A 22,838-nucleotide genomic window follows, 5' to 3' on the forward strand; every position below is an offset into this window, starting at 1 on the left:
CGGAAAGCGCACCTGCTGTTCGGGTGCGCTTTTCGCGTCTCAGGACACGGTTGGGTGAACGAGGGCTGACCAGGGACGGAACAACCGTCCACTGAGGTGTCGCGGGTATCACGGTTCACGCTCCCGTACTAGGCCAAGACACCTCCGAGCTGCTTACCATTCGCTTCGTGACCACAACGGGTTACCTCGCTGTGTCGATCGGCGTCGCGCTCATCGGCGTGATCGCCGCTTTCTTCGTTGGCAGGTTCACCGCTCCAAGACATCCGCGGAAGCCCGACGGGCTCACCGTCGGCGACCTGATCCAGCGGATCGTCCAGGATTCCCACGACGGCATCGTGGTGCTGAACAGCTTCGGCGACGTGGTGCTGCACAACCCGCGGGCCGAGGAGCTCGGGGTCGTCCGCAACAACCGCATCGACGACCGCGCGCGCAAGGCGGCGGAAGCCGTCCGCAACAGCAACGAGGTCGTCTACGTCGACCTCTCGCCTCTGGAAACCCAGCGCGGCGGGCGTCAGCCGGAGGCCGTGCACGCCGAGGTCCGGCAGCTCATCGAGGACTTCATCGTGGTCGACGCCACCGACGAGTCCGAGTCCGTGCGGCTGGAGAAGACGCGGCGCGACTTCGTGGCCAACGTGAGCCACGAGCTCAAGACCCCGGTCGGAGCCCTCGCCCTGCTGGCGGAGGCCGTGCTCGACGCGAGCGACGACCAGGAGGAGGTCCGCCGCTTCAGCGCGAAGATCATGCAGGAGGCCACCCGCCTCGGCACGCTCGTCACCGAGCTGATCGCGCTGTCCCGCCTGCAGGGCGCGGAGAAACTGCCGGAGCTGTCCGACACCGAGATCGACGTCGTGATCAACGAGGCGCTGTCGAGGTCCAAGCTCGCCGCCGAGTCGGTCAACATCTCGATCACCACCGACGAGCCGAGTGGCTTCGTCGTGCCGGGCGATCGGTCGTTGCTGGTCACGGCGCTGACGAACCTGCTGGACAACGCCGTCGCGTACTCGCCGCCCGGCAGCCCGGTGAGCGTCAGCCGCCGGCTCGTCGACGGGCACGTCGAGATCGCCGTGACCGACCGCGGCATCGGTATCGCAGAAGACCAGCAGCAGCGGGTCTTCGAGCGGTTCTACCGCGTCGACAAGGCCAGATCGCGTGCGACCGGGGGCACCGGCCTCGGGCTCGCGATCGTCAAGCACGTCGCCGCCAACCACGGCGGCGAGGTGAAGCTGTGGAGCCTGCCAGGAACGGGTTCCACCTTCACGCTGCGGATTCCCGCCGCGGCGACCGAACCCAACCCGACCCTCGTCCCCACCGGCGCGGGTGACACTGGAGGAGAGCTGTGACCAGGGTGCTCATCGTGGAGGACGAGGAGTCCTTCGCCGATCCGCTCGCCTTCCTGCTGCGCAAGGAAGGGTTCACCGCGGCGCTCGCGGCCACCGGCCAGGAGGCGCTGGAGGAGTTCGACCGCAACGGTGCCGACATCGTGCTGCTCGACCTCATGCTGCCCGGCATGAGCGGCACCGACGTCTGCAAGCAGCTGCGGCAGCGCTCCGCCGTGCCCGTGATCATGGTGACGGCCCGCGACAGCGAGATCGACAAGGTCGTCGGCCTCGAGCTCGGTGCTGACGACTACGTCACCAAGCCGTACTCGGCGCGCGAGCTCATCGCCCGCATCCGCGCGGTGCTGCGCCGCGGCGGCGAGTCGGAGGACCTGCTGCCGCAGATCCTGGAGGCCGGCCCGGTGCGGATGGACGTGGAACGCCACGTCGTCACCGTCAGCGGCCAGGACATCAGCCTGCCGCTCAAGGAGTTCGACCTCCTCGAGTACCTGCTGCGCAACGTCGGCCGCGTCCTCACCAGGGGTCAGCTGATCGACCGCGTGTGGGGTGCCGACTACGTCGGCGACACGAAGACGCTGGACGTACACGTCAAGCGGCTTCGGTCGAAGATCGAACCTGACCCGTCGGCACCGCGGCACCTCGTGACCGTTAGGGGTCTCGGTTACAAGTTCGAGTCCTGACGGACACGACCAGGTACCGTTTCCGGCGTGCGCCTGGGCGTTCTCGACGTGGGTTCCAACACCGTCCACCTACTGGTGGTGGACGCGCATCGTGGTGCCCACCCGATTCCGATGACGTCCGAGAAGACGATCCTGCGCCTGGCCGAGCAGCTCGATCCCAAGGGGCTGCTCACCAAGGCGGGCTCTGACCAGCTGGTCCGTGCGGTGGCGGGCGCGAAGGCGTCGGCCCGCAAGTCCGGCTGCGAGGATCTGATGGCGTTCGCGACCTCGGCGGTGCGCGAGGCGGGCAACTCCGCGGAGGTGCTCGACCGGGTGCGCACCGAGACCGGGGTCGATCTCCAGGTCCTGTCCGGCGAGGACGAGGCCAAGTACACCTTTCTCGCGGTCCGACGCTGGTACGGCTGGTCCGCGGGCAAACTCCTGTGCCTCGACATCGGCGGCGGCTCGCTGGAGCTGGCTGTCGGTCGCGACGAGAACCCCGACATGGCCTTCTCCGTGCCGCTGGGCGCGGGCCGGTTGACGAGAACCCGGTTCAAGAAGGACCCGCCCCGCCGCTCGGAGGTCCGCGAGACCACCGACTGGCTGGCAGAGCAGCTCGCGCCCGTGGCGCGGAAGCTGAAACGCGCGGGTGAACCCGATCGGGTGGTTGCGACCTCAAAAACCTTCCGAACGCTGGCGCGGCTCACCGGGGCCGCGCCATCGTCTGCCGGGCCCAGGGCACGTCGCGTGCTCACCGACGCGGGCCTGCGGCAGCTGATCGCGTTCATTTCCCGGATGTCGGCCAGTGACCTCGCGGAGCTGGAAGGTGTGAGCACGTCGCGCGCACACCAGCTCGTCGCGGGCGCCCTGGTCGCGGAGGCAACGATGCGAGCCCTGTCACTCACGCAGCTGGAGATTTGCCCCTGGGCCCTCCGGGAGGGTGTCATCCTCCGACGGCTGGACCACACTGATGGGACGGACCAGAGCGATACTGGACGGACTGGCCAGACCGGGGCACGGTGGAGTTGATGAGTCGAGAGAGCGGATCGGACCAGACGCAGCGCACAGTCGCTGAGCTGCTCGCCCAGTACGGCGGCAGTTCAGAGGCTGCGCCACGTCGGCGACGCCGCCGGGCTGCTGACGACGAGGACGACGTCCAGCAGCCGGAGACCGCGCCCCAGACGATCATCGAGCGGGTCCTGTCCGACAGCGGCCGGCTGATGGCGATCCGCGACGACGACGCGGCTCCGTCCGGTCGTCGCGCGGCCCCGGAACCTCCGGCCGCACCGCCTCCTGTCGCACCGCCGCCCGTCGCCGAGCGCACGGCGTACCAGCCGAAGCCGCCGCTGGCACCACCCGCCCAGCCGCCGCAGGTGCGCAGACCCGGCCCGACACCTCCGCCCGCGGCCGCCGCGGAGCAGACCCGCCAGGTGCCGCCGGTGCGCGACCAGCCGTCGCGGTCCGACCTGCCACGCCCGGAGATGCCGTCCCGCGCGGACCTGCCGCGACCCGAGGCCGTGAGCTCCCGCCTGGACGCCGGTGCCCCGCCCGCGCCCGCGCCGTCGCGCACGAACATCACCCGGCCCCCGAAGCCGGGTCCCCCGCCAGGGCCACAGCCGGTGCCGCCGGTGCAGCTGCCCACCCCGGCGCAGAAGCCGGGTCCGCAGGGCCTGCCGCCGCGTGAGGCGATGACCGAGCAGCTCCCGCGCATCCCTGCCAAGGCGCCGGTGGACCAGATCGCCGCGCTCGAGACCGAGTCCGTGCTGATCGTGCCGCCCGCTCCGCCGAAGCTGCCGGAGCCGTTGCCGAACAACCAGCCCGACGCGTGGTTCGGCGACGACGAGGCGGACGTCCAGACCGACCTGTCCATGGCTCCCATGGAGTCGACCGCGGCCCACCCCGGCCCGTACGTGGACGACGACGACTCGCAGGAGTACGCCGTCTACCGACCCGAGGACGACTACCTCGCGGACGAAGAGGCCGCGGAGGACGAGGGTCCGGCCGGCCTCGACGACGCCGACGAGGTCACGGAGGAGCCGGAGGACGCAGCCCAGCGCTCGCCGGGCAAGGAATGGCTGATCATGATCGGCCAGCTCGCCGTCGGTGTGCTCGGCGGCGCGGCGCTGTGGCTCGCCTTCAACTTCTTGTGGCGTACACAGGCGGTGGCCGCACTCGTCGTGGCGCTGGCCGTTACCGTGGGCCTGGTGTTGCTGGTTCGAAAGATCCGCCGGGCGGACGACCTCCAAACCACCCTGCTCGCCATCCTCGTAGGCCTCATCGTCACCGTCTCACCAGCGGCGATGCTGCTGGTGAAGAGTTGACGGGCCGCATCCCGGTCGGGCTTTCCACGGCGTCGGTCTACCCGCAGCCCGCCGGAGCGGCGTTCGAGATCGCCTCCGAACTGGGCTACGACGGCGTCGAGCTGATGGTGTGGGCCGACCCGGTGTCGCAGGACATCCGGGCCGTCGACCGCCTGTCGTCCCGATCGGGCATGCCGATCCTGGCCGTGCACGCGCCCTGCCTGCTGATCTCGCAGCGGGTCTGGTCGCCGGACCCGGCAGAGCGCCTGCGCAAGTCCGTGCAGGCCGCCGCCGACCTCGGCGCGCCGACAGTGGTGCTGCACCCGCCGTTCCGCTGGCAGCGCAAGTACGCGGACGGGTTCGCCGAGCTCGTCTCGTCGCTGGAGGACGAGAGCGGCATCGCGATCGCGGTCGAGAACATGTTCCCCGTGCGCCGGCCGTTGGGCCGTGGGCGTTCGGTGCAGATGACGGCGTTCAAGCCGTCCATCGACCCGACCGACGTGGGGCACCGCAACTACACGCTGGACCTGTCGCACTCGGCCGCCGCGCACATGGACGCGCTGGAACTGGCCAAGCGGATGGGCGACGGGCTGCGGCACATCCACCTGGCCGACGGATCCGGAGCGCCGAAGGACGAGCACATGGTGCCGGGACGCGGGTCGCAGCCGTGCGCGGAGCTGTGCGAGATGCTGGCTCAGGCCGGGTTCGACGGACAGGTCGTGCTGGAGGTCAACACCCGTCGCGCGGGATCGCCGGCGGCCCGGCGGGAGATGCTGGCCGAGGCGTTGCTGTTCGCGCGGCTGCACCTGGACTGGCCGACCGAGGGCGGCGTCGGCAGGGGACGTTCGGCCTTGTCCTGACGGTGAGCCGACCGGCGAGTTAGGGTTCGTGGTGTGAACCCGCTGCGAGCGTTGATCATGGCCGCGTCTCGCAACGAGACTGTCCGCCACCTCGTCGCCAACGCGCCCATCAGCCGAGATGTGGTCAAAAGATTCGTCGCGGGCGAGTCGACGGCCGACGCCGTCGAGGTCGTGCGGAACCTCGGCCTGCCGGTGACCCTCGACTACCTGGGCGAAGACACCACGGACAAGGCCCAGGCCGAGAAGACGGTGCAGGCCTACCTCGAGCTGCTCGACGCCCTGCACGCCGCCGGGCTGGCCCAAGACGCAGAAGTCAGCGTCAAGCTGTCCGCGGTCGGGCAGGCGCTCGACGAGTCGCTCGCCCTGACGAATGCCAGCCGGATCTGTGCAGCGGCGGAGCAGTGCGGGACGACCGTGACGCTCGACATGGAGGACCACACCACGACGGATTCGACGCTGCGGATCCTGCACGAGCTGCGGCGCACCTGGCCGTGGGTGGGCGCGGTGCTGCAGTCGTACCTGCACCGGACGCTGGACGACTGCAAGCAGCTCGCGGGTCCGGGCAGCAGGGTCCGGCTGGTCAAGGGGGCGTACGCGGAGCCGCCGGAGGTGGCGATCCAGGACCCTCACGAGGTGGATCTGAACTACGTGCGGTGCCTCAACGTTCTCCTCGCTGGAGAGGGGTACCCCATGTTCGCCACGCACGACCCGAGGCTGATCGAGATCATCGGCGAGCGGGCTCGCTGGTATGACAAAACCGAGTTCGAGTACCAGATGCTGTACGGCGTCCGGACGGAGGAGCAGCGGCGCCTCGGAGCTCGCGTTTATGTTCCTTATGGCGAGCAGTGGTACGGATATCTCATGCGGCGACTTGCAGAACGGCCTGCCAACGTGACTTTCTTCCTGCGGTCGCTGGCCAGCAGCTCATGACCTTCACCAAGTCCAGCGCGGTGCGTTCGCTCGGTGACGGAACCTTCACCGCGTCCCTGCCGGCCGAGTGGACCGTCGGGCCCAAGCCCCACGGCGGGTTCCTGCTCGCCGTGATGACGCGTGCGGCAGCTCAGACCGCGGACGGTGATCCGCTCGCGGTCTCCGCGCAGTTCCTCAGGACACCGGAGATCGGGCCGGTGCTGATCAGGACCGACGTCCGCAAGAGCGGGCGCACGGCCACGGTCGTCGCGGTGTCGCTGGAACAGCGCGGTCAGGTGTGCGTGGAGGCGAGCGTGACCACGGGGCGGATCCCCGAGCACCGCGCCGACTACGTGAACCTGCCGGCGATCCCCGCCGCGCCGCCGCCCGGTTCGGTGGAGCTGGCGACGTTCCCGACCGGTGGTGCCTACAAGGTCGGTGGCCTGTGCGACCTGCGGGTGGACCGGGAGAGCGCGGCGTTCCTCGACCGGCGCACGGACGGACCGCTCACGTTCAAGCTGTGGGCGCGGCCGATCGACGAGCAGCCGGACCCGTACTTCGCGTTGCTGGCCGGCGACCTGTCGATGCCGGTGACGTTCAACCTCGGGCGTTTCGGCTGGTCGCCGACGGTGCAGCTGACCGCGTTGCTGCGGGCCCGGCCGGCGCCGGGGTGGCTGCGCATCCACGTCACCTGCCAGGCGGTGCACGGACAGTGGTTCGACGAGGACGCGACGGTGATCGACGCGGCCGGCCGGTTGGTGTGCCAGGCGAGGCAGCTGGCGTTGACACCAGCTGTCTGAGAGCACTGTGTGAGACTTGACCGATGACGAAGATCGCGGTGCTCGGCGCGGGCAAGATCGGTGAGGCGCTGCTGTCCGGGCTTCTGCAGGGCGGCCGCGCGGCCGCCGATCTGATGTTCACCGAGAAGCACGAGGCACGTGCGCGCTCGCTCACCGAGCAGTACGGGTTCGAGGCCGTCACGGTCGCCGGGGCGGCCGCGAAGGCCGACGTGCTGGTCGTGGCGGTCAAGCCGCAGGACATCGAGCCGTTGCTGGCCGAGCTCAGGCCGGTGCTGAGGCCCGGGACGCTGATCGTGTCGCTGTGCGCAGGTCTGCCGACCGCCCTCTACGAGCGCAGGCTGCCGGAGGGCACGCCGGTCGTGCGGGTCATGCCGAACACGCCGATGGTCGTCGGTGAGGCCATGAGCGCGGTCTCCGGCGGCTCCAACGCCACGCCCGAGCACCTCAAGGTCGTCGAGGAGCTCCTCTCGACCGTGGGCAAGGTCGCGGTCGTGCCGGAGTCGCAGCAGGACGCGGTGACGGCGCTGTCCGGCTCCGGTCCCGCCTACTTCTTCTTCCTGGTCGAGGCGATGATCGACGCGGGCATCCTGCTCGGCATCCCGCGCGACCTGGCGTCGACGTTGATCATCCAGTCGGCGGTGGGTGCCGCGACGATGCTCGCAGAGGGCACGTCGCACCCGGTCATCCTGCGTGAGGCGGTCACCTCACCCGCGGGAACGACGATCATGGCGATCCGGGAGCTGGAGAAGCACGGCGTCCGTGCGGCGCTGCTGGCTGCCATCGAATCGGCGCGTGATCGTTCCATCGAACTGGGTAAGCAACACGAGGACTGACCAGTCGGACGTCGCAGGAGTCACACCAGTCCCGCTACTCTCAGGAGAGCACGTGCGTGTCGAACCGTCGGTGGGGAAGACCGACGGCACGACACGTGTCGAAGGATGCGGTGATACATGCCTGCGAAGGAGAACGAACGAACAGGTCTCGCTCAGGTCCAGTTCCTGACCGTGGCCGAAGTGGCCTCGATGATGCGGGTCTCGAAGATGACCGTGTACCGCTTGGTGCACTCCGGTGAGCTGCCCGCTGTGCGGGTCGGCAAGTCGTTCCGGGTGCCCGAGAAGGCGGTGCACGCCTACCTCGAGAACGCGTACTTCGACGCTGGCTGAAGACTGGCGAACCCCGCCGGGTAGACTGGTAGGCCGATCGTGCTTACCGGCGCGCCGTGCTTGACACGGCCAAGGCTGGGGCGCGCCAGTCAAAGCAACGTCTAGAGCTAAGGAACCCGCATGGGCTCGGTCATCAAGAAGCGCCGCAAGCGCATGTCGAAGAAGAAGCACCGCAAGCTGCTGCGCAAGACCCGTGTCCAGCGCAGGAAGCGCGGCAAGTAAGCCCGTGTGCGCTCTCACCGCCGCCGGTCTCCTCTCGCAGGGGTCGGCGGCGGTTGCGTTTCCCGGGGCCGTCATGAGGTGCTTGCGGCAGCACGGATATCACCCTGTGGGACGGCGGCCGGGAAACACGGGAACGGTCGCCGCCGATCGGGTGATTAGCCGGTAAAGCGTTCGTGACCTGCGTCAAGGCGGCGTTCCGGCCTCCTCCGGTTTCACATCTGCCTTGTAGCATCGACCAATCGCAACACCCCTCCTGCTTGGAGTCGCATGACGCCCAAGGTCGTCCTCGTCACCGGAGTCAGCCGCTTCCTCGGCGGCCACCTCGCCGCGCGCTTCGCCGCGAACCCGGACATCGAGCGCGTGCTCGGCGTGGACACCGAGCCGCCGCCACGCGACCTCCTGCGCCGGATGGGCAGGGCTGAGTTCGTCCGGGCCGACATCCGCAACCCGCTGATCGCCAAGGTCATCTCCACCGCGAACGTGGACACGGTCGTCCACGCCTCCGTCACCGCCAACCCGGCCGGGCCCACCGGCCGCACGGTGATGAAGGAGATGAACGTCATCGGCACCATGCAGCTGCTGGCCGCGTGCCAGAAGTCGCCGAAGGTGCGCAAGCTCGTCGTGAAGTCCACCAGCGCCGTGTACGGGTCCAGCTCGCGCGACCCGGCGGTGTTCACCGAGGACATGGGCCCGAAGGACCTGCCGTCGTCCGGCTACGCCAAGGACGCGGTCGAGGTCGAGGGGTACGTGCGCGGGTTCGGCCGTCGCAGGCCGGACGTGAACGTCACCACGCTGCGCTTCACGAACTTCATCGGCCCGCGCATCGACACGGTGCTGACGCGCTACTTCGCCCTCCCGGTCGTGCCCACCGTCCTGGGCTACGACGCTCGTGTGCAGCTGTTGCACTCCGAGGACGCCCTCGCTGTCCTCGAACGCGCGACGCTGCACGACCTGCCCGGTGTGTTCAACGTGGGTGGTGACGGCGTGTTGCTGCTGTCACAGGCCATTCGGCGGGCGGGCAGGCTGAACCTGCCGGTGCCCAGCGTGGCCGTGCCCACGGTCGGCGGCTTCTTCCGGAGCGCCCGGCTCGTCGACTTCTCGCCGGACCAGATGAGGTTCCTCAACTGGGGGCGCGTGATCGACACCACCCTGCTGAAGAAGGACTTCGGGTTCACGCCGCGGTGGACCACCCAGCAGGCGTTCGACGACTACGTGAGCGGACGAGGCCTGAAGCCGCTCATCGACCTGGAGACGATTGAGGCGGCGGAACGGGGAATCCTCGACGCAGCCGCTCGTTTCCGCTGATCTTTGTCTGAGGAGATGAACGCAGTGGCAGGAGCACGCGTTATCCCGCTGCACGATCCGGAGCGTGACGCAGCGCGCAGATCGCGCCACGTCGAGGTGGTTCCCGAGCCCGCGCAGCAGCAGTCCGAGACACCGGACTGGGAACGCAGGCTGGCCGACCTGCTGTCGTTCGCGCGCAGGCGGATCGCCGGCGACTACCAGATCGACGAGTTCGGTTTCGACCGCGACCTCACCGAGAACGTGCTGATGCCGCCGCTGAAGCCGTTGTACGAGAAGTGGTTCCGGGTCGAGACGATCGGGCTGTCGAACATCCCGATGGCCGGTGGCGCGCTGATCGTGGCGAACCACTCCGGCACGTTGCCGCTCGACGCGCTGATGACGTCCTACGGCATCGCGGCCGAGCACCCGGCGCAGCGGCACATGCGCATGCTCGGTGCCGATCTGGTCTTCCGCACGCCGCTGCTGGGCGCGCTGGCCCGCAAGTCCGGCCAGACGCTCGCGTGCAACCCGGACGCCGAGCGGCTGCTGTCGTCCGGTGAGCTCGTCGGCGTGTGGCCGGAGGGCTTCAAGGGGATCGGCAAGCCGTTCAAGGACCGCTACAAGCTGCAGCGCTTCGGCCGCGGCGGCTTCGTCTCGGCGGCGCTGAAGACGGGCATGCCGATCATCCCGTGCTCGATCGTCGGGGCGGAGGAGATCTACCCCATGATCGGCGACATCAAGGCGCTCGCGCGGCTGTTCGGCTTCCCGTACTTCCCGGTGACGCCGTTCTTCCCGCTGTTCGGGCCGCTGGGCGCGATCCCGTTGCCGTCCAAGTGGTACATCGAGTTCGGCGAGCCGATCCGCACCGACGTGTTCGGCGAGAACGCGGCCGACGACCCGATGCTGGTCTTCAACCTCACCGACCAGGTCCGCGAGACGATCCAGCAGACGCTGTACCGGCTGCTCACCCAGCGTCGGAACGTGTTCCTGGGCTGATCAGCTCCTGCACCTCGGCGTAGCTGAACGCTTGTGGGACTCCACCGTCGCGCACCGCTTTCGCGGTCGCGACGGTGTGCTGGAGCGCGGCACGGAACAGCAGCGAGCCGGTGCTGATCCGCTTGACGCCGAGGTTGCCGAGCTCGGCCGGTGTGCGCTGCTGGGCGAGCACGTTCAACGGCGCCAGGCTCGCCAACGCCTCGATGTCACGAGGTTCGGTCAGTCCCGGCACGAAGATCCCGTCCGCACCCGCGTCCACGTACCTCTTCGCGCGATCTGCGGTCTCGGCCAGCGCGATGCCCTGCCAGTGGGTGTCGACGCGAGCGTTGAGGAACACACCGGGCGCGTGTTCCTTCACCGCGCTGATGAGCTTCACCTGCTCTTCCGGTGTGGCCAGGCCGTGCGGGCGGCCGTCCTCCAGGTTCACGCCGGCCGCGCCGAGACCTGCCACCAGCTCCGCCACCTCGGCCGGTGCGGCACCGAAGCCGGACTCCAGGTCGACGGTCACCGGGCACGGCAGGTCTGTCAGCAGCCACGCCAGCGCCACCGTCTGCTCGCCGGCCAGGCCCATGCCGTCCGTGATGCCGTGCGCGGCGGCGACGCCGAGGCTGGTCGTGCCGATCGCGCGGAAACCTGCGGCGTGCAGAGCGGCCGCGGAGGCGTAGTCCCAGGCGTTGGGGAGCACCAGCGGCTCGTCCTGGTGGTGCATCGCCCGGAACGCCATGTTCTTGGCGATCGTGGTGGCCAGCTGCTGACCGGGGCAGGCGCGCGGGCCGTGTCCGAACGGGTGGCCGGCCAGGCTGACCTCGATCACGCCGTCCTCAGTGGCCCTGCGCGTGATCGGGACGGGTGGGGCCGGGTTCCCGGTGCGGAGGTGCTCGGCGAGCGCGTGAGTGGCCGACCAGGCCTGCACGAGCAGCCCGATCCTGGCCGCGGTCTCCTCGTCGTGGCGGTGGGCGAGGCGTTCGACGGCCGCGTCGGCCGCCTCGGTGACCGGCTCGTGCGGCTGGTAGCTGGGCGCGATCAGCGCGATGTCGTCGAGCGAACCGGGCAGGTTCAGCGCGTCGGCGAGCTCGCCGAGCGTGGTGGCCCGGACGTTCTCGATGAGCTTTGTCGTGAGCGCGCGCCTGCGAGTGTGCTCGGTGTCGTTGCTGAAACGGACGACAGTGGCTCGCAGCCAGGACACGCCGCGGTCGCCAGCGGGCACGTGCGGGACGGGAAGGCTCAGCAGCTCTTCGGTCATGACTCGACGCTAGGGCGCTGACGTTTCGGCGCGGGCCGAAGTGTTCCGGCCGCAGAATGACTGGCATGGAGGCACTGGCCCAGGTCGCCGCGCTGCTGGCGGACAAGACGCGAGCGGCGTTCTGCCAGGCCCTGCTCGACGGCAGGGCCTGGACGGCCAACGAACTGGCGGCGCACGCCCGCGTGGCACCGTCGACGGCCAGCGAACACCTCACCCGCCTGATCAAGGGCGGTCTGCTCGTGGAGCACCGCCAGGGCCGGCACCGGTACGTGGCGTTGGCGGGACCGCACGTCGCCGAGCTGCTGGAGACGATGACCGCGTTCGCCGGGCCGGACCCGAAGCCGCGCGGGCTGCGGGCGGCTTCCGCGTCGGAGGCGATGGCACGCGGCCGGACCTGCTACGACCACCTGGCGGGCAAGCTCGGGATCGCGCTGAAGTCGGGGCTGCTGGACCTGGGCGTGGTGACCGGCGACCTCGCGGTCACCGAGCCGGGCATCGTGTGGCTGAAGGAGCTCGGCTTCGAGCCGTCGAAACGGCAGGTCAGCAGGGCCTGCCTGGACTGGACCGAGCGCGTGCCGCACCTCGCGGGAGCTGCTGGGGCGCACCTGTGCGAGGTGTTCCTCGAGCGCGGGTGGATCCGCCACATCGGCACTACCCGCGCTGTCGTGCTCACGCCCGCCGGTGCCGAGGGCTGGCGTGAGCTCGGCCTGACCTGAGCTACTTGCTCAGGGCCGCCCGCAGGCGGTCTTCCTCCACCTGCCAGTAGCCGTGCTCGACGCCGTCGACCAGGAACACCGGCACCCGGTCGCCGTACTCGGCGCGCAGCTCCGGGTCGGCGTCCACGTCCTCGACGGACCAGGTCGCGCCCATCTCGCCGCAGATCCGCTCGATCTCGGCCTCGGCGACGTGGCACGAGTGGCACGTCTCGCGGCTCATGACGGTCACGTGGTGCATCGCTCAGGCTCCCAACGGCTTGCGCAGGACGCGGCGAGCCAGCTTGCCGGTCGGCGAGTGCGGCAGCGCCGGGGCGAACTCCACCGACGTCGGCACCTTGAACTTCGCCAGCCGGGTCGCGCAGTGCGAGACGACGTCCTCCGGCGACACCGAGGCGCCGTCGCGCAGGACCACGACGACCTTCACCGACTCGCCGGTCTTCTCGTCCGGCACGCCGACCGCCGCGGCCTCCACGACGTCCGGCATCTCACCGATGACCTGCTCGACCTCGTGCGGGTAGACGTTGAAGCCGTTCACGATGATCAGGTCGCCCGCGCGGTCCACCAGGTGCAGGTCGCCGTCTTCGTCGATGTAGCCGACGTCACCGGTGCGGAACCAGCCGGACGCGTCCGGGCCGTGGGCGCCGTCGGGCCAGTAGCCGCTGAAGAGGTTGTCGCCCTTCGCGGACACCAGGCCGGTGCCGGGCTCGTCCTCGTCGAGGTCGAGCACCGAGCCGTCGGTGTCGACCAGGCGGATCTCGACGCCCGGCAGTGCCTGACCCACCGAGCCGGGCTTCGGCACGCCGCCGACCAGCGTGGACGTCAGCACCGGGCCGGTCTCGGTCAGGCCGTAGCCCTCGAAGACGGGGATGCCGATGGCGGTGCGCATCTCGTTGATGACCTCCGCCGGGAGCGGGGCGGCACCGGACGTGAAGAGCCGGACCGTGGCGAGCTTCTCGCGCAGCACCTCGACCGGGTGCGCCAGCAGTGCCCGGTACATGGGCGGCACGCCGACCATCGTCGTGACGCGGTGCTGCTCGATGACGTCCAGCACCGTGTCGGCGTCGAAGCGCTCCAGCAGGATCGCGGTCGCGCCGGCGCCCGCCACCTGCAGCAGACCGGGCCCGAGGCCGTAGACGTGGAACAACGGCAGCGCGAGCAGCACCCGGTCGCCCGCGGTCACGGGTGCGGGGCGCAGCGAGGCGCACTGCGAGACGTTCGCGAGCAGCGCCCGGTGGGACAGCATCGCGCCGCGCGGCACACCGGACGTGCCGGAGGTGTAGCCCAGCACGGCGAGGTCCTCGCCGCTGCGCACGGCCTCGAACGGCTCAGCGGTGGCCCGCACGTCCGGAAGCTCGAGCACCGTGGCGTCGGACCCCTCGCCGTCGCCGACCAGGAGCGTCGCGCCGGAGTCGGCCAGGATGCGCTGAAGCTCACGCGGCGGGTTGCCGGGGCCGGTGGGCACCACGACGCCACCGGCGCGCAGGATTCCGAAGACGGCGACCACGAACTCGGGGCTCGTGGGCAGCCGTACCGCCACTCGGTCGCCCGGTTCGAGTCCGGAATCGGCCAAACGGCGGGCGAAAGCGTCGGTCGCACCGTCGATGGTTTCCCAGGTGAGGCTCGAACCGCTCGCGACGTCGACCAGAGCGACGTGGCTGGGCCCCCGCTGTGCCGAAGCACGGACCAGATCTGCGACATTGCGAGCGGAAGTCAACATGGCCTCCTCATGAACAACTGAACGCTTCGAGCAGTCTTCCACGCGTGGCGCGCGTCACGAAGCCGTGGTTCGCACGTCTCCACATCGCAACCCGTCAACTACCTACTACGGAGTAACAACACGTATGCTGCCGCCACGGCGACTCTGTGGAGGTGCCGCCAGCCGATGACTGCACGGGCACGACCGAACACGATGAGGACCACCCGGACCATGACGGGAGGTCAGCACGACGACGCCGACGAGCCGTGGCAGCTCGTCAAGGCCGCCCAAGAGGGTGACACCGATGCGTTCGGCGTGCTCTACGACAAGTACGTCGACATGGTGTTTCGCTATGTCCTCTTCCGGGTGGGCGGCGATCGCGCGTTCGCGGAGGACGTGACCAGCGAGACGTTCCTGCGCGCGCTGCGCAGCATCGGATCGGTCAGCTACCAGGGCCGCGACGTGGGTGCGTGGTTCGTCACGATCGCCCGCAACATCGTGTTCGACCACGTGAAGTCGAGCCGCTACCGGCTCGAGGTCACCACGGCGGAGCTGCAGGACAACCGCGAGGAGACGAGCGGTCCCGAGCAGGAAGTGATGACCGAGGCGACCAACGCGGAGCTGCTCCGCTGCGTCTCCCAGTTGGGGGACGACCAGCGGGAGTGCATCGTGCTGAGGTTCATCGAAGGCAAGTCGGTGTCCGAGGTGGCCCAGCTCATGGACCGCAACGAGGGCGCCGTGAAGGCGTTGCAACACCGGGCCGTCCGGCGGCTCGCGCAGATTCTTCCGTCGTGGTTGCGGTGATCGTGATCGCAGAGGCGTAACCCAAGGCAGATCAACTTCGTTACTCGGGCTGAGATGGACGGTAAGGGAAGCACACCGCGGTGGCGGCACACAGAGCACGAGCGGTTCGCTCGTGCGGTGGAAGGCGGTCCGCAGCCGGTCGGCAGGGACTCCGATCTCGCCGACGACCTGGCGATCGTCGAACTGCTCAGGGGCATGGACGTCGGCCCCGACGCCGAGACCCGTGCGCGCATGAAACAGCGCATCCTGACCGCGCCCCCGCCGGAGAAGCCGCTGGTCCTCTCGTCGGTAAGACGCGTGGGAGCGCGCGCACGATTAGCAGTCGCAGCGGCCGCCGTGCTCTGCCTGCTGATGTCGCTCGGAGGCATGAGTGTGCTGCTCAGCCGTGACGCGCTCCCGGGAGACCCGCTCTACGGCGTCAAACGCACCACGGAAAGCGCCTCGCTCGGCCTGACCTTCGACGACGAGTCGCGCGCTTTGAAGCACCTGGAGTTCGCGGCGTCCCGGGTCACCGACATGGAGACGCTGGCCGACCGCGCGTCCGGCGAGTCCGCCCAGCTCACGGCCCTGGCCGACCTGAACACCGACGCGGTGGAGGGCGCCCGCCAGTTCACGACGTACGCGACCTCGTCCGACGAGAAGGCGCTGCCGGCGCTGCGCGACTGGGCGCTGGCCCAGTACGTGAAGCTCGGCACGCTGCGCCCCCGCCTGCCAGGAGAGGCCGGACCGCACGCCGACACCACGATGTGGCTGCTTGCGAGCATCGCCCAGCGCGCCCACGACCTGGCCGCGCGCTCCGGCTGCGCCTCCGTGGTCAGCGGTTCCTCCGACACGCTGGGCCCGCTGCCGTCCAAGGACGAGTGCGCCTCGGTGGTGACGGACCCGAACTCGTCGTCCCGCCGCGACCCGTCCTCGGTCGCGCCGACGCCCTCCGGCCAGCCCGCTCCGTCGACCGTGCCGTCCGGCCAGCCCGCGCAGCCGGTGCAGCCGGGCACCCCGGTGCCGCCGTCGTCGCAGCCGGGCACGTCCACGCCGCCGACCTCCGGCAAGCCGGAAATCACGATTCCGCTGCCTCTGCCGCTGCCCACCATCTCGCTGCCGTTGCTGCCCGGCATCAGCTTCGGCTGAGTCGAGGGTTTCCGGTCCGGCCTGATCGCTAGGCTTGTGACATGGCAAGCAAGCGTGAGGTGGAGACCGACCGGCTGGCCGTGCTGGCCGGCGAGGCATCGGCTGAGGCGGCGGTGCAGGCTGCCGCCGCGGCGCCAGAGCTCGAAGCCTCACTCGCGGTGCCAACAGACCTGACCGCGGCCGCGTTCTTCGACGTCGACAACACGATGATGATGGGCGCGTCGATCTTCCACTTCGCCCGCGGCCTCGCCGCGCGCAAGTACTTCTCGTCGTCCGACCTGGCGGGCTTCGTGTGGCAGCAGCTGAAGTTCCGCGTGGGCGGCCGCGAGGACCCGGAGTCGGTCAAGGCCTCCCGCGAGCAGGCCCTGTCCTTCGTGGCGGGCCGCAGCGTCGCCGAGCTGGTCTCGCTCGGCGAGGAGATCTACGACGAGCTGATGGCCGACCGCATCTGGAAGGGCACCCAGGCCCTGGCGCAGATGCACCTCGACGCAGGTCAGCGCGTGTGGCTCGTCACCGCCACGCCCGTCGAGCTGGCTCAGATCATCGCCCGCCGCCTGGGCCTCACGGGCGCGCTGGGCACGGTCTCCGAGTCGGAGAACGGCGTCTACACCGGCCGTCTCGTGGGCGACCTGCTGCACGGCAAGGCCAAGGCGCAGGCGGTCCGCTCGCTGGCCGCCAAGGAAGGTCTCGACCTGCGCCGGTGCACGGCCTACTCGGACTCGTCGAACGACGTCCCGATGCTCTCGGTCGTGGGCACGGCCGTGGCGGTGAACCCGGACTCGCAGCTGCGGGAGATCTCGCGCCGCAAGGGCTGGGAGATCCGCGACTTCAGAACGGGGCGGAAGGCGGCCAAGATCGGCGTGCCGTCGGTGCTGGGCGCGGGTGCGCTGGCGGGGGCGGTGGCGGCGACGCTGGCGTACCGCCGCCGGGTGAAGTAGCAGGTCAGGTGCCGCGCAGCTTGCGCCGTAGCGCGTCCAGCTCGGTCGCTGTCGGCTGCGGCACGCTCTCCGGCGCGATGTACCCGGGGTAGTCCGGCGGCGGTTCCGGCACCGGATGCGTGCGCCAGCACGGGTGGTCGCAGTCGGCCATGATCCGTTCCATCGCCCACTTCCAGGCGAGATCGTGGAACACGAGCCCGCGAAACGGCGCGTCCGGCGCCTCGTACTCGTAGAACTCGGCCGCCGCCTGCCGGGCCTCGTCCGCGGGCAGGCCGCCGTAGTGCTGCATCGCCCACGCGAAGTGCGCCCGCTCGGTCTCCAGGTACTCCAGGTACTCGCCCTCGTCCCAGGCGGGCCAGTCGGTCACGTGAACTGATTACCAGGGCCTTACAGCTCAGGCGAACCAAGGGCTCATCGGTGTCGAATTAGAGGCATGAAGCCCGCCAAGGCAGCACTCGCCGGTCTGCTCGCGATCGTCGCCGCGCTGGCGGCCGGGCACCTGGTGGCGGCCTTCGTGGGCCTGTCCGCCTCCCCCTACCTGGCCGTGGGCAACGCCGCGATCGACCTCACCCCGTCCTGGCTGAAGGACTTCGCGGTCAGCACGTTCGGCACCTACGACAAGCTCGTCCTGCTCATCGGCATGGCGGTCGTCCTCACGGGCGTCGGCGTCGCGGCAGGCCTGGCCAGCCGCACGACGCCCACCCCCGGCACCGTGGTCGCGATCGTGCTCGGCCTGGTGGGCGTCGTGGCCGTGCTGAACAGGCCGGACGCCGGACAGCTCAGCGTTCTCGCACCGCTGGCGAGCCTCGCCGCGGGCGTCTTCGTGTTCCGCCACCTGCACAAGGAGACCGAGGAGAGCGAGACCCGGCGCGACTTCCTCGTCACCGCCGGCCTCGCGGCCGTGGCGGGCATCGCGGGCCAGGTCTTCGGGAGCCGCACCGACGTCGAAGGGTCGCGCCAGGCCATCGGCGAGTTGAAGCCGGCGACTCCGGCACCCGAGGTGCCGATCAACGCCGACTTCGTCAGGGACGGCACCCCGAGCTTCATCACGAGCAACAAGGACTTCTACCGCATCGACACCGCGCTCAGCGTCCCGCGCATCCGTGCGGAGGAGTGGGCCCTGAGGGTCCACGGCATGGTCGAGCGGCCGACGGTCCTCACGTTCGACGAGATCCGCCGGCGCGACCTCGTCGAGGAGACCGTCACGCTGACCTGCGTCTCCAACGAGGTGGGCGGGCCGTACATCTCCACCGCGAAGTTCATCGGCATCAAGATCGGTGACGTGCTGCGGGAAGCCGGGGTGAAAGCCGGCGCGGACCAGCTGTTCAGCACCAGCGACGAGGGCTTCACGGCAGGCAGTCCGCTCGATTACGTCCTCGAGCGCGGCCTCATCGCGATCGGCATGAACGGCGAACCGCTCCCGGCGGAGCACGGATTCCCCGCGCGGCTCGTGGTGCCGGGGCTGTACGGCTACGTTTCGGCGACCAAATGGGTGACCGATCTCAACGTCACCACGTTCGCGAAAGAGCAGGGCTACTGGATTCCGCGTGGGTGGGCAACGAGGGCGCCGATCAAAACGATGTCGCGAATCGACCGGCCCAAGGGACTGGGCAAAGTCCAGGGCAGGACTGTCGTCGCGGGCACGGCGTGGGCGCAGCCGAAGGGCGTGGCCAAGGCGGAGGTCCGGGCGGACGGCGGGCCGTGGCAGGAAGCCGAGCTGGGCGCGGACGTCAGCGACAGCACGTGGCGGATGTGGCGGATCGAGCTGGACTTGAAGCCCGGTAGTCACACGGTCGAGTGCAGGGCCACCGACAAAAGCGGTTATACCCAGGATCAGGCGCGGCTGGACCCCGTTCCGGATGGCGCCACCGGGTGGCATTCGATTTCTTTCACCGTCGGTTAGAACCAAATCCGGATCCACTCCGAATGTTGGGCAGACAGGTCCAGAACATTCAGGGAGTGATCGAAAGTGCGAAAGACCCTCGCAGGTGTATTTGCGATAGCAATCGCGGGTCTGGCGGCCTGCAGCGGCATGGACCAGCCCAGCACGGCGACGAACACCCCGACCACCACGAGCGAAGCCGCCATGGGCATGACCAGGACGAGCGACGTCTTCGGTCCCGGATGTGCCGGTGTTCCGCAGGACGGCAAGGGCTCGCTCAACGGCATGGCAGAGGACCCGGTGGCCACGGCCGCGAGCAACAACCCGCTGCTCACCAAGCTGGTCGCGGCGGTCAAGGCGGCCAACCTGGCCGACACGCTGAACTCGCAGCAGGCGATCACCGTGTTCGCGCCGGCCGACCCCGCCTTCGCCGAGCTGGGCGACGCCAAGTTCCAGGAGCTGGCCGGCAACCCGGCGGCTCTCACGCCGATCCTGCAGTACCACGTCGTGCCCATGCGCTACGACGCGAAGGGCCTGGAGGCCGCGAAGACCGTCAAGACGCTCGCAGGTCAGGACGTCACCATCGCGGGATCCGGTGACAACCTCACGGTGAACGGCGCGCCGGTGCTGTGCGGCAACATCCCGACCAAGAACGCCACCGTGTTCGTGATCGGCAAGGTGCTCACTCCGTAGTGATCAAGAGCCGTGACAGCGCTGGTCACGCCCTGTGACCAGCGCTGTCACTGGTCTCGGGGGTCGAAAGCGCCGACTTTGTGCATGCGTTCACAAGCGGTACGGTGTGGGTATCACCAACGCCGCGGGGTCCCTGCGGTGAAGCACACCCGGAGGTCGGAGAGCGTGGCATCACAGCGGGGCGAAGGTGAGACGACCGCCACCCCTCTGGAGCCTGCCGACAGGGAGCGCGCCCGCGCGATCCCCGAGGCGGCCGTGGCCAGGCTCGCCGTGTACCTCCGCGTGTTGTCCGGCATGGCCGACCAGGGCGTGACGGCCGTCTCCAGCGAGGAGCTGAGCCAGGCCGCCGGCGTCAACGCGGCGAAACTCCGCAAGGACCTGAGCTACATCGGGTCGTACGGCACGAGGGGTGTCGGGTACGACGTCGAGGTCCTCGTGAGCCACATCGAGCGCATCCTCGGGCTCACCCGCAACCACTCCGTCGCGGTCGTCGGCATCGGTAACCTTGGTCACGCTCTGGCCAACTACGGAGGGTTCCCCGGCCGCGGCTTTCCGGTCACCGCTCTCTTCGACGTCGACGCCGATCTCATCGGAGTGCCTGTTGGGGGCATTCCGGTCAGTCACATCGACGACATCACCGCCGTTTGCCTGGAGCGCGAGGTCTCGATCGGCGTGATCGCGACGCCGCCGCCCGCCGCTCAGTCGGTTTGCGACCGTTTGGTATCTGCGGGCGTCCAGTGCATTCTGAACTTTGCACCGGTTGTCCTTCAGGTTCCAGACAACGTCGAGGTGCGCAAGGTTGACTTGGCGGTTGAGATGCAGATCCTGTCGTTCCACGTCGCTCGACGTGCGGACGAGGCTGCCAGCGTCTCGGTCGGCAACGGACTCGGTGTGGACGGGATGGTGATTCGCCCGTGAGCGTGAGCCAGACGGCTCCGGCAGACGTGGTGAGTGCATGAGTGTGCTCGTAGTCGGTCTGTCGCACCGCACCGCCCCGGTCCCGGTCCTCGAACGCGTCACCGTGGCCGAGTCGAACCTGCCCAAGGTTCTCGGTCAGCTCCTCGCCGCCCCCAGCGTCTCCGAGGCGATGGTCCTGTCGACCTGCAACCGGGTCGAGGTCTACGCCGTCGTCGAGTCGTTCCACGGCGGTATGTCCGAGGTCGTCGACGTGCTTGCGCAGCACGCCCAGGTCGACCCGCAGTCGCTCTACGAGCACTTTTACGTGCATTACGCCGCCGCGGCCGTGGAGCACCTGTTCTCCGTCGCGGCGGGCCTCGACTCGATGGTCGTCGGCGAGTCCCAGATCCTCGGCCAGCTGCGCGGTGCGTACGCGGCGGCGGACGAGGCGGGCACCGTCGGCAGGACCGTCCACGAGCTCACTCAGAACGCGCTGCGCGTCGGCAAGCGCGTGCACACCGAGACGGGCATCGACCACGCGGGCGCGTCGGTCGTGTCCGAGGCGCTCGGCGACGCCGAGGCCGCGCTGGGCACCCTCGTGGGCAAGCGCGCGCTGCTCGTCGGCGCCGGTGCCATGGGTGGCCTGGCCGCCGCGCACCTGCGCAGGGCGGGCATCGGCGAGGTCGTCATCGCCAACCGGACGCAGGCCAACGGTGTGCGGTTGGCCACGTCCCTGCAGGCCGACGGTGTCCCCGCGACGGCCGTCGACCTCGGTCACCTGGCCGGCGAAATCGATCTCGCGGACATCGTCTTCGCGTGCACCGGGTCGGTCGACACCGTCGTCCGCGCGGACATGATCAGCACGCGGTCGCGCCCGCTCGTCATGTGCGACCTCGGCCTGCCCAAGGACGTCGACCCGGCCGCGGCCGAGCTGGCGAACGTTCGTGTGGTGGACCTGGAAACGCTCCAGCGGCGCCTCTCGGACGCCCCGGCGGGCCACGACGCGCGGCTGGCGGCCCAGCTGGTCGCCGACGAGGTCAAGGCCTACCTCGCGAGCCAGCGCTCCGCCGAGGTCACCCCGACCGTCACGGCGCTGCGCAAGCGGGCGGCCGAGGTGGTCGACGCCGAGCTGCTCCGCCTTGATTCGCGACTCCCCGAACTGGACGCCGCGACACGCGGTGAATTGGCCAAGACGGTGCGCCGCGTTGTAGACAAGCTCCTGCACACGCCGACCGTCAGGGTGAAGGAGCTCGCGTCCTCGCCCGGTGGTACCGGCTACGCGGAGGCTCTCCGCGAACTGTTCGGGCTCGACCCCCAGACGCCTGGGGTCGTCAGCCAGACCAAGAAGTCTTCAGTGGATGGTGAAACGCGGTGACCCGCACCCTACGGATCGGTACCCGTGGCAGCGCACTGGCGCTCGCGCAGACGGGGACCGTCGCCGAGGCGTTGAAGGCTGCCGGAGCACAGGTCGAGATCGTCGTCATCAAGACGCCGGGTGACCTCTCCGACGCGCCCATCGCCCAGATCGGCATCGGCGTTTTCACGTCCGCCCTGCGCGACGCGCTGGCGAACGGTGAGATCGACGTCGCCGTCCACTCCTACAAGGACCTCCCGACGGCGCCGGACCCCCGTCTGGTGCTCGCGGCGGTGCCCCAGCGCGAGGACCCGCGTGACGCCCTCGTGGCGCGCGACGGCCTCACGCTCGGCGAGCTGCTGCCGGGGTCCACTGTGGGCACCGGGTCCCCGCGCCGCGCCGCCCAGCTGGAGGCGCTCGGCCTCGGGCTGAACGTCGTTCCGTTGCGCGGCAACGTGGACACCCGCATCGGCAAGGTCCGCAGTGGAGAGCTCGACGCCGTGGTGCTGGCCCGTGCCGGCATCGCGCGCCTCGGTCGCGCTGACGAGATCACCGAGACGCTGGAGCCCATCCAGATGCTTCCCGCGCCCGCACAGGGCGCGTTGGCAGTCGAGTGCCGGGTCGACGACGTCGACGCCGAGCACCTGATCCAGTCCACTTTGGACGATTCGGCCAGCCGGGCCGCTGTGACCGCTGAGCGCGCCATGCTGGCGGCGCTCGAGGCGGGCTGCAGCGCGCCGGTCGGCGCGCTGGCCGATGTGGTGGAAGACCTCGATGATGATGGGAAGGTCGTGTACCGGCTTTCTCTGCGCGGGGTCGCCGCGACGCCGGAGAACGATCTCCTCCGTGCGTCCGCCACCGGTGACTTGACCGAAGCTGAGGGACTCGGCCGGGCGCTGGCCGCCGAGTTGCTCGACCTCGGGGCCGCAGTGCTCAGCGGCCCAGAGGCGTAATCGA

The 22,838-nt window shown here is 69.7% G+C and carries 25 protein-coding genes; 21 read left to right on the forward strand and 4 right to left on the reverse strand.

The window, feature by feature from the left end; translation table 11 throughout:
* The first annotated feature begins 167 nt into the window (after positions 1-167).
* The 12 genes from ABFX45_RS13280 to ABFX45_RS13335 all read left to right on the forward strand — a co-directional run bounded on the left by ABFX45_RS13280 (position 168) and on the right by ABFX45_RS13335 (position 10,530).
* Positions 168-1,340 (forward strand): sensor histidine kinase, encoded by a 1,173-nt coding sequence (locus ABFX45_RS13280; RefSeq protein WP_109629063.1) that lies wholly within the window; start codon positions 168-170, stop codon positions 1,338-1,340.
* Positions 1,337-2,017, forward strand: a complete 681-nt coding sequence (locus ABFX45_RS13285; RefSeq protein ID WP_109629061.1) for a response regulator transcription factor — start codon at positions 1,337-1,339, stop codon at positions 2,015-2,017. The genes ABFX45_RS13280 and ABFX45_RS13285 overlap by 4 nt, the downstream gene beginning before the upstream one ends.
* Before the next feature lie 27 nt (positions 2,018-2,044).
* Positions 2,045-3,025, forward strand: coding sequence for a Ppx/GppA family phosphatase (locus ABFX45_RS13290; protein ID WP_109629059.1), 981 nt, complete (start codon positions 2,045-2,047; stop codon positions 3,023-3,025).
* On the forward strand, positions 3,025-4,317 hold the full coding sequence (locus tag ABFX45_RS13295; RefSeq protein WP_346129998.1) for a hypothetical protein: 1,293 nt from the start codon (positions 3,025-3,027) through the stop codon (positions 4,315-4,317). The genes ABFX45_RS13290 and ABFX45_RS13295 overlap by 1 nt, the downstream gene beginning before the upstream one ends.
* Positions 4,314-5,156 carry a sugar phosphate isomerase/epimerase family protein gene (locus tag ABFX45_RS13300; RefSeq protein WP_109629056.1) on the forward strand — a complete coding sequence of 281 codons (843 nt, stop codon included), beginning with the start codon at positions 4,314-4,316 and terminating at the stop codon, positions 5,154-5,156. Before ABFX45_RS13295 ends, ABFX45_RS13300 begins: the two co-directional genes overlap by 4 nt.
* A 33-nt stretch (positions 5,157-5,189) precedes the next feature.
* Positions 5,190-6,086: a proline dehydrogenase family protein gene (locus tag ABFX45_RS13305; RefSeq protein ID WP_109629054.1), complete on the forward strand. Its 897-nt coding sequence runs from the start codon at positions 5,190-5,192 to the stop codon at positions 6,084-6,086.
* Positions 6,083-6,865 (forward strand): thioesterase family protein, encoded by a 783-nt coding sequence (locus ABFX45_RS13310; protein WP_109629052.1) that lies wholly within the window; start codon positions 6,083-6,085, stop codon positions 6,863-6,865. Before ABFX45_RS13305 ends, ABFX45_RS13310 begins: the two co-directional genes overlap by 4 nt.
* 23 nt (positions 6,866-6,888) lie before the next feature.
* Positions 6,889-7,698, forward strand: coding sequence for a pyrroline-5-carboxylate reductase (proC, locus tag ABFX45_RS13315; RefSeq protein ID WP_346130002.1), 810 nt, complete (start codon positions 6,889-6,891; stop codon positions 7,696-7,698).
* 117 nt (positions 7,699-7,815) lie between these two features.
* On the forward strand, positions 7,816-8,028 hold the full coding sequence (locus ABFX45_RS13320) for a helix-turn-helix domain-containing protein (RefSeq protein ID WP_030477960.1): 213 nt from the start codon (positions 7,816-7,818) through the stop codon (positions 8,026-8,028).
* Positions 8,029-8,148: 120 nt separating this feature from the next.
* Positions 8,149-8,250, forward strand: coding sequence for a 30S ribosomal protein bS22 (locus tag ABFX45_RS13325; RefSeq protein WP_015105422.1), 102 nt, complete (start codon positions 8,149-8,151; stop codon positions 8,248-8,250).
* Positions 8,251-8,517: 267 nt separating this feature from the next.
* A complete protein-coding gene (locus ABFX45_RS13330; protein WP_109629048.1) occupies positions 8,518-9,555 on the forward strand; it encodes an NAD-dependent epimerase/dehydratase family protein in 1,038 nt (345 codons plus the stop codon).
* 15 nt (positions 9,556-9,570) lie between these two features.
* Positions 9,571-10,530: a lysophospholipid acyltransferase family protein gene (locus ABFX45_RS13335; protein ID WP_109629046.1), complete on the forward strand. Its 960-nt coding sequence runs from the start codon at positions 9,571-9,573 to the stop codon at positions 10,528-10,530.
* Here ABFX45_RS13335 and ABFX45_RS13340 read toward each other — a convergent pair.
* Positions 10,499-11,773: an isocitrate lyase/PEP mutase family protein gene (locus ABFX45_RS13340; protein ID WP_346130007.1), complete on the reverse strand. Its 1,275-nt coding sequence runs from the start codon at positions 11,771-11,773 to the stop codon at positions 10,499-10,501. The two genes, ABFX45_RS13335 and ABFX45_RS13340, sit on opposite strands and share 32 nt — an antisense overlap.
* Positions 11,774-11,838: 65 nt before the next feature.
* On the opposite strand from ABFX45_RS13340, the gene ABFX45_RS13345 reads away from it, so the two are divergent.
* On the forward strand, positions 11,839-12,489 hold the full coding sequence (locus ABFX45_RS13345) for an ArsR/SmtB family transcription factor (RefSeq protein WP_346130009.1): 651 nt from the start codon (positions 11,839-11,841) through the stop codon (positions 12,487-12,489).
* A 1-nt stretch (position 12,490) separates the two neighbouring features.
* On the opposite strand, the gene ABFX45_RS13350 is transcribed toward ABFX45_RS13345, so the two are convergent.
* Both ABFX45_RS13350 and ABFX45_RS13355 read right to left on the reverse strand, forming a co-directional pair.
* Positions 12,491-12,727, reverse strand: a complete 237-nt coding sequence (locus tag ABFX45_RS13350; RefSeq protein WP_109629040.1) for a glutaredoxin family protein — start codon at positions 12,725-12,727, stop codon at positions 12,491-12,493.
* 3 nt (positions 12,728-12,730) lie between these two features.
* On the reverse strand, positions 12,731-14,206 hold the full coding sequence (locus ABFX45_RS13355; RefSeq protein WP_346130011.1) for an AMP-binding protein: 1,476 nt from the start codon (positions 14,204-14,206) through the stop codon (positions 12,731-12,733).
* 210 nt (positions 14,207-14,416) lie between these two features.
* On the opposite strand from ABFX45_RS13355, the gene ABFX45_RS13360 reads away from it, so the two are divergent.
* The 3 genes from ABFX45_RS13360 to ABFX45_RS13370 are packed head-to-tail and all read left to right on the forward strand — an operon-like array spanning position 14,417 to position 17,055.
* Entirely contained in the window at positions 14,417-14,989 is a 573-nt protein-coding gene (locus ABFX45_RS13360; RefSeq protein ID WP_233439087.1) for a sigma-70 family RNA polymerase sigma factor, read from the forward strand.
* A 54-nt stretch (positions 14,990-15,043) separates the two neighbouring features.
* The gene (locus ABFX45_RS13365) at positions 15,044-16,117 is read left to right on the forward strand and encodes a DUF5667 domain-containing protein (RefSeq protein ID WP_346130014.1); all 1,074 of its coding nucleotides are present in this window, start codon (positions 15,044-15,046) and stop codon (positions 16,115-16,117) included.
* A 41-nt stretch (positions 16,118-16,158) separates the two neighbouring features.
* Positions 16,159-17,055 carry an HAD family hydrolase gene (locus ABFX45_RS13370; protein ID WP_109629031.1) on the forward strand — a complete coding sequence of 299 codons (897 nt, stop codon included), beginning with the start codon at positions 16,159-16,161 and terminating at the stop codon, positions 17,053-17,055.
* 4 nt (positions 17,056-17,059) lie between these two features.
* Here ABFX45_RS13370 and ABFX45_RS13375 read toward each other — a convergent pair whose 3' ends face one another.
* Positions 17,060-17,422, reverse strand: a complete 363-nt coding sequence (locus ABFX45_RS13375; RefSeq protein ID WP_211337097.1) for a hypothetical protein — start codon at positions 17,420-17,422, stop codon at positions 17,060-17,062.
* Positions 17,423-17,488: 66 nt separating this feature from the next.
* On the opposite strand from ABFX45_RS13375, the gene ABFX45_RS13380 reads away from it, so the two are divergent.
* From ABFX45_RS13380 to hemC, 5 genes are all read left to right on the forward strand, one after another.
* Entirely contained in the window at positions 17,489-18,958 is a 1,470-nt protein-coding gene (locus ABFX45_RS13380; RefSeq protein ID WP_346130017.1) for a molybdopterin-dependent oxidoreductase, read from the forward strand.
* Between the two features lie 129 nt (positions 18,959-19,087).
* Positions 19,088-19,630 (forward strand): fasciclin domain-containing protein, encoded by a 543-nt coding sequence (locus ABFX45_RS13385; protein ID WP_109629026.1) that lies wholly within the window; start codon positions 19,088-19,090, stop codon positions 19,628-19,630.
* Positions 19,631-19,795: 165 nt separating this feature from the next.
* Positions 19,796-20,548 carry a redox-sensing transcriptional repressor Rex gene (locus tag ABFX45_RS13390; protein ID WP_233439086.1) on the forward strand — a complete coding sequence of 251 codons (753 nt, stop codon included), beginning with the start codon at positions 19,796-19,798 and terminating at the stop codon, positions 20,546-20,548.
* A gap of 37 nt (positions 20,549-20,585) precedes the next feature.
* Complete coding sequence (locus ABFX45_RS13395; RefSeq protein WP_109629022.1) at positions 20,586-21,902, forward strand: glutamyl-tRNA reductase; 1,317 nt, start codon at positions 20,586-20,588, stop codon at positions 21,900-21,902.
* Positions 21,899-22,834: a hydroxymethylbilane synthase gene (gene hemC, locus ABFX45_RS13400; protein ID WP_109629020.1), complete on the forward strand. Its 936-nt coding sequence runs from the start codon at positions 21,899-21,901 to the stop codon at positions 22,832-22,834. Before ABFX45_RS13395 ends, hemC begins: the two co-directional genes overlap by 4 nt.
* The last annotated feature ends 4 nt before the right edge of the window (positions 22,835-22,838 follow it).

Origin of the sequence: Lentzea roselyniae (genome assembly GCF_039537795.1) — a bacterium.
Taxonomy (GTDB): Bacteria; Actinomycetota; Actinomycetes; order Mycobacteriales; family Pseudonocardiaceae; genus Lentzea; species Lentzea atacamensis.

What these genes read in the sequence shown, in the direction of transcription:
- ABFX45_RS13295 (WP_346129998.1), top strand. Translation starts at nt 3,025, where the DNA reads ATGAGTCGAGAGAGCGGATCGGACCAGACGCAGCGCACAGTCGCTGAG.
- ABFX45_RS13310 (WP_109629052.1), top strand. Translation starts at nt 6,083, where the DNA reads ATGACCTTCACCAAGTCCAGCGCGGTGCGTTCGCTCGGTGACGGAACC.
- proC (WP_346130002.1), top strand. Translation starts at nt 6,889, where the DNA reads ATGACGAAGATCGCGGTGCTCGGCGCGGGCAAGATCGGTGAGGCGCTG.
- ABFX45_RS13320 (WP_030477960.1), top strand. Translation starts at nt 7,816, where the DNA reads ATGCCTGCGAAGGAGAACGAACGAACAGGTCTCGCTCAGGTCCAGTTC.
- ABFX45_RS13325 (WP_015105422.1), top strand. Translation starts at nt 8,149, where the DNA reads ATGGGCTCGGTCATCAAGAAGCGCCGCAAGCGCATGTCGAAGAAGAAG.
- ABFX45_RS13330 (WP_109629048.1), top strand. Translation starts at nt 8,518, where the DNA reads ATGACGCCCAAGGTCGTCCTCGTCACCGGAGTCAGCCGCTTCCTCGGC.
- ABFX45_RS13335 (WP_109629046.1), top strand. Translation starts at nt 9,571, where the DNA reads ATGAACGCAGTGGCAGGAGCACGCGTTATCCCGCTGCACGATCCGGAG.
- ABFX45_RS13340 (WP_346130007.1), bottom strand. Translation starts at nt 11,773, where the DNA reads ATGACCGAAGAGCTGCTGAGCCTTCCCGTCCCGCACGTGCCCGCTGGC.
- ABFX45_RS13345 (WP_346130009.1), top strand. Translation starts at nt 11,839, where the DNA reads ATGGAGGCACTGGCCCAGGTCGCCGCGCTGCTGGCGGACAAGACGCGA.
- ABFX45_RS13350 (WP_109629040.1), bottom strand. Translation starts at nt 12,727, where the DNA reads ATGCACCACGTGACCGTCATGAGCCGCGAGACGTGCCACTCGTGCCAC.
- ABFX45_RS13355 (WP_346130011.1), bottom strand. Translation starts at nt 14,206, where the DNA reads ATGTTGACTTCCGCTCGCAATGTCGCAGATCTGGTCCGTGCTTCGGCA.
- ABFX45_RS13360 (WP_233439087.1), top strand. Translation starts at nt 14,417, where the DNA reads ATGACGGGAGGTCAGCACGACGACGCCGACGAGCCGTGGCAGCTCGTC.
- ABFX45_RS13365 (WP_346130014.1), top strand. Translation starts at nt 15,044, where the DNA reads ATGGACGGTAAGGGAAGCACACCGCGGTGGCGGCACACAGAGCACGAG.
- ABFX45_RS13370 (WP_109629031.1), top strand. Translation starts at nt 16,159, where the DNA reads ATGGCAAGCAAGCGTGAGGTGGAGACCGACCGGCTGGCCGTGCTGGCC.
- ABFX45_RS13380 (WP_346130017.1), top strand. Translation starts at nt 17,489, where the DNA reads ATGAAGCCCGCCAAGGCAGCACTCGCCGGTCTGCTCGCGATCGTCGCC.
- ABFX45_RS13385 (WP_109629026.1), top strand. Translation starts at nt 19,088, where the DNA reads ATGGACCAGCCCAGCACGGCGACGAACACCCCGACCACCACGAGCGAA.
- ABFX45_RS13395 (WP_109629022.1), top strand. Translation starts at nt 20,586, where the DNA reads ATGAGTGTGCTCGTAGTCGGTCTGTCGCACCGCACCGCCCCGGTCCCG.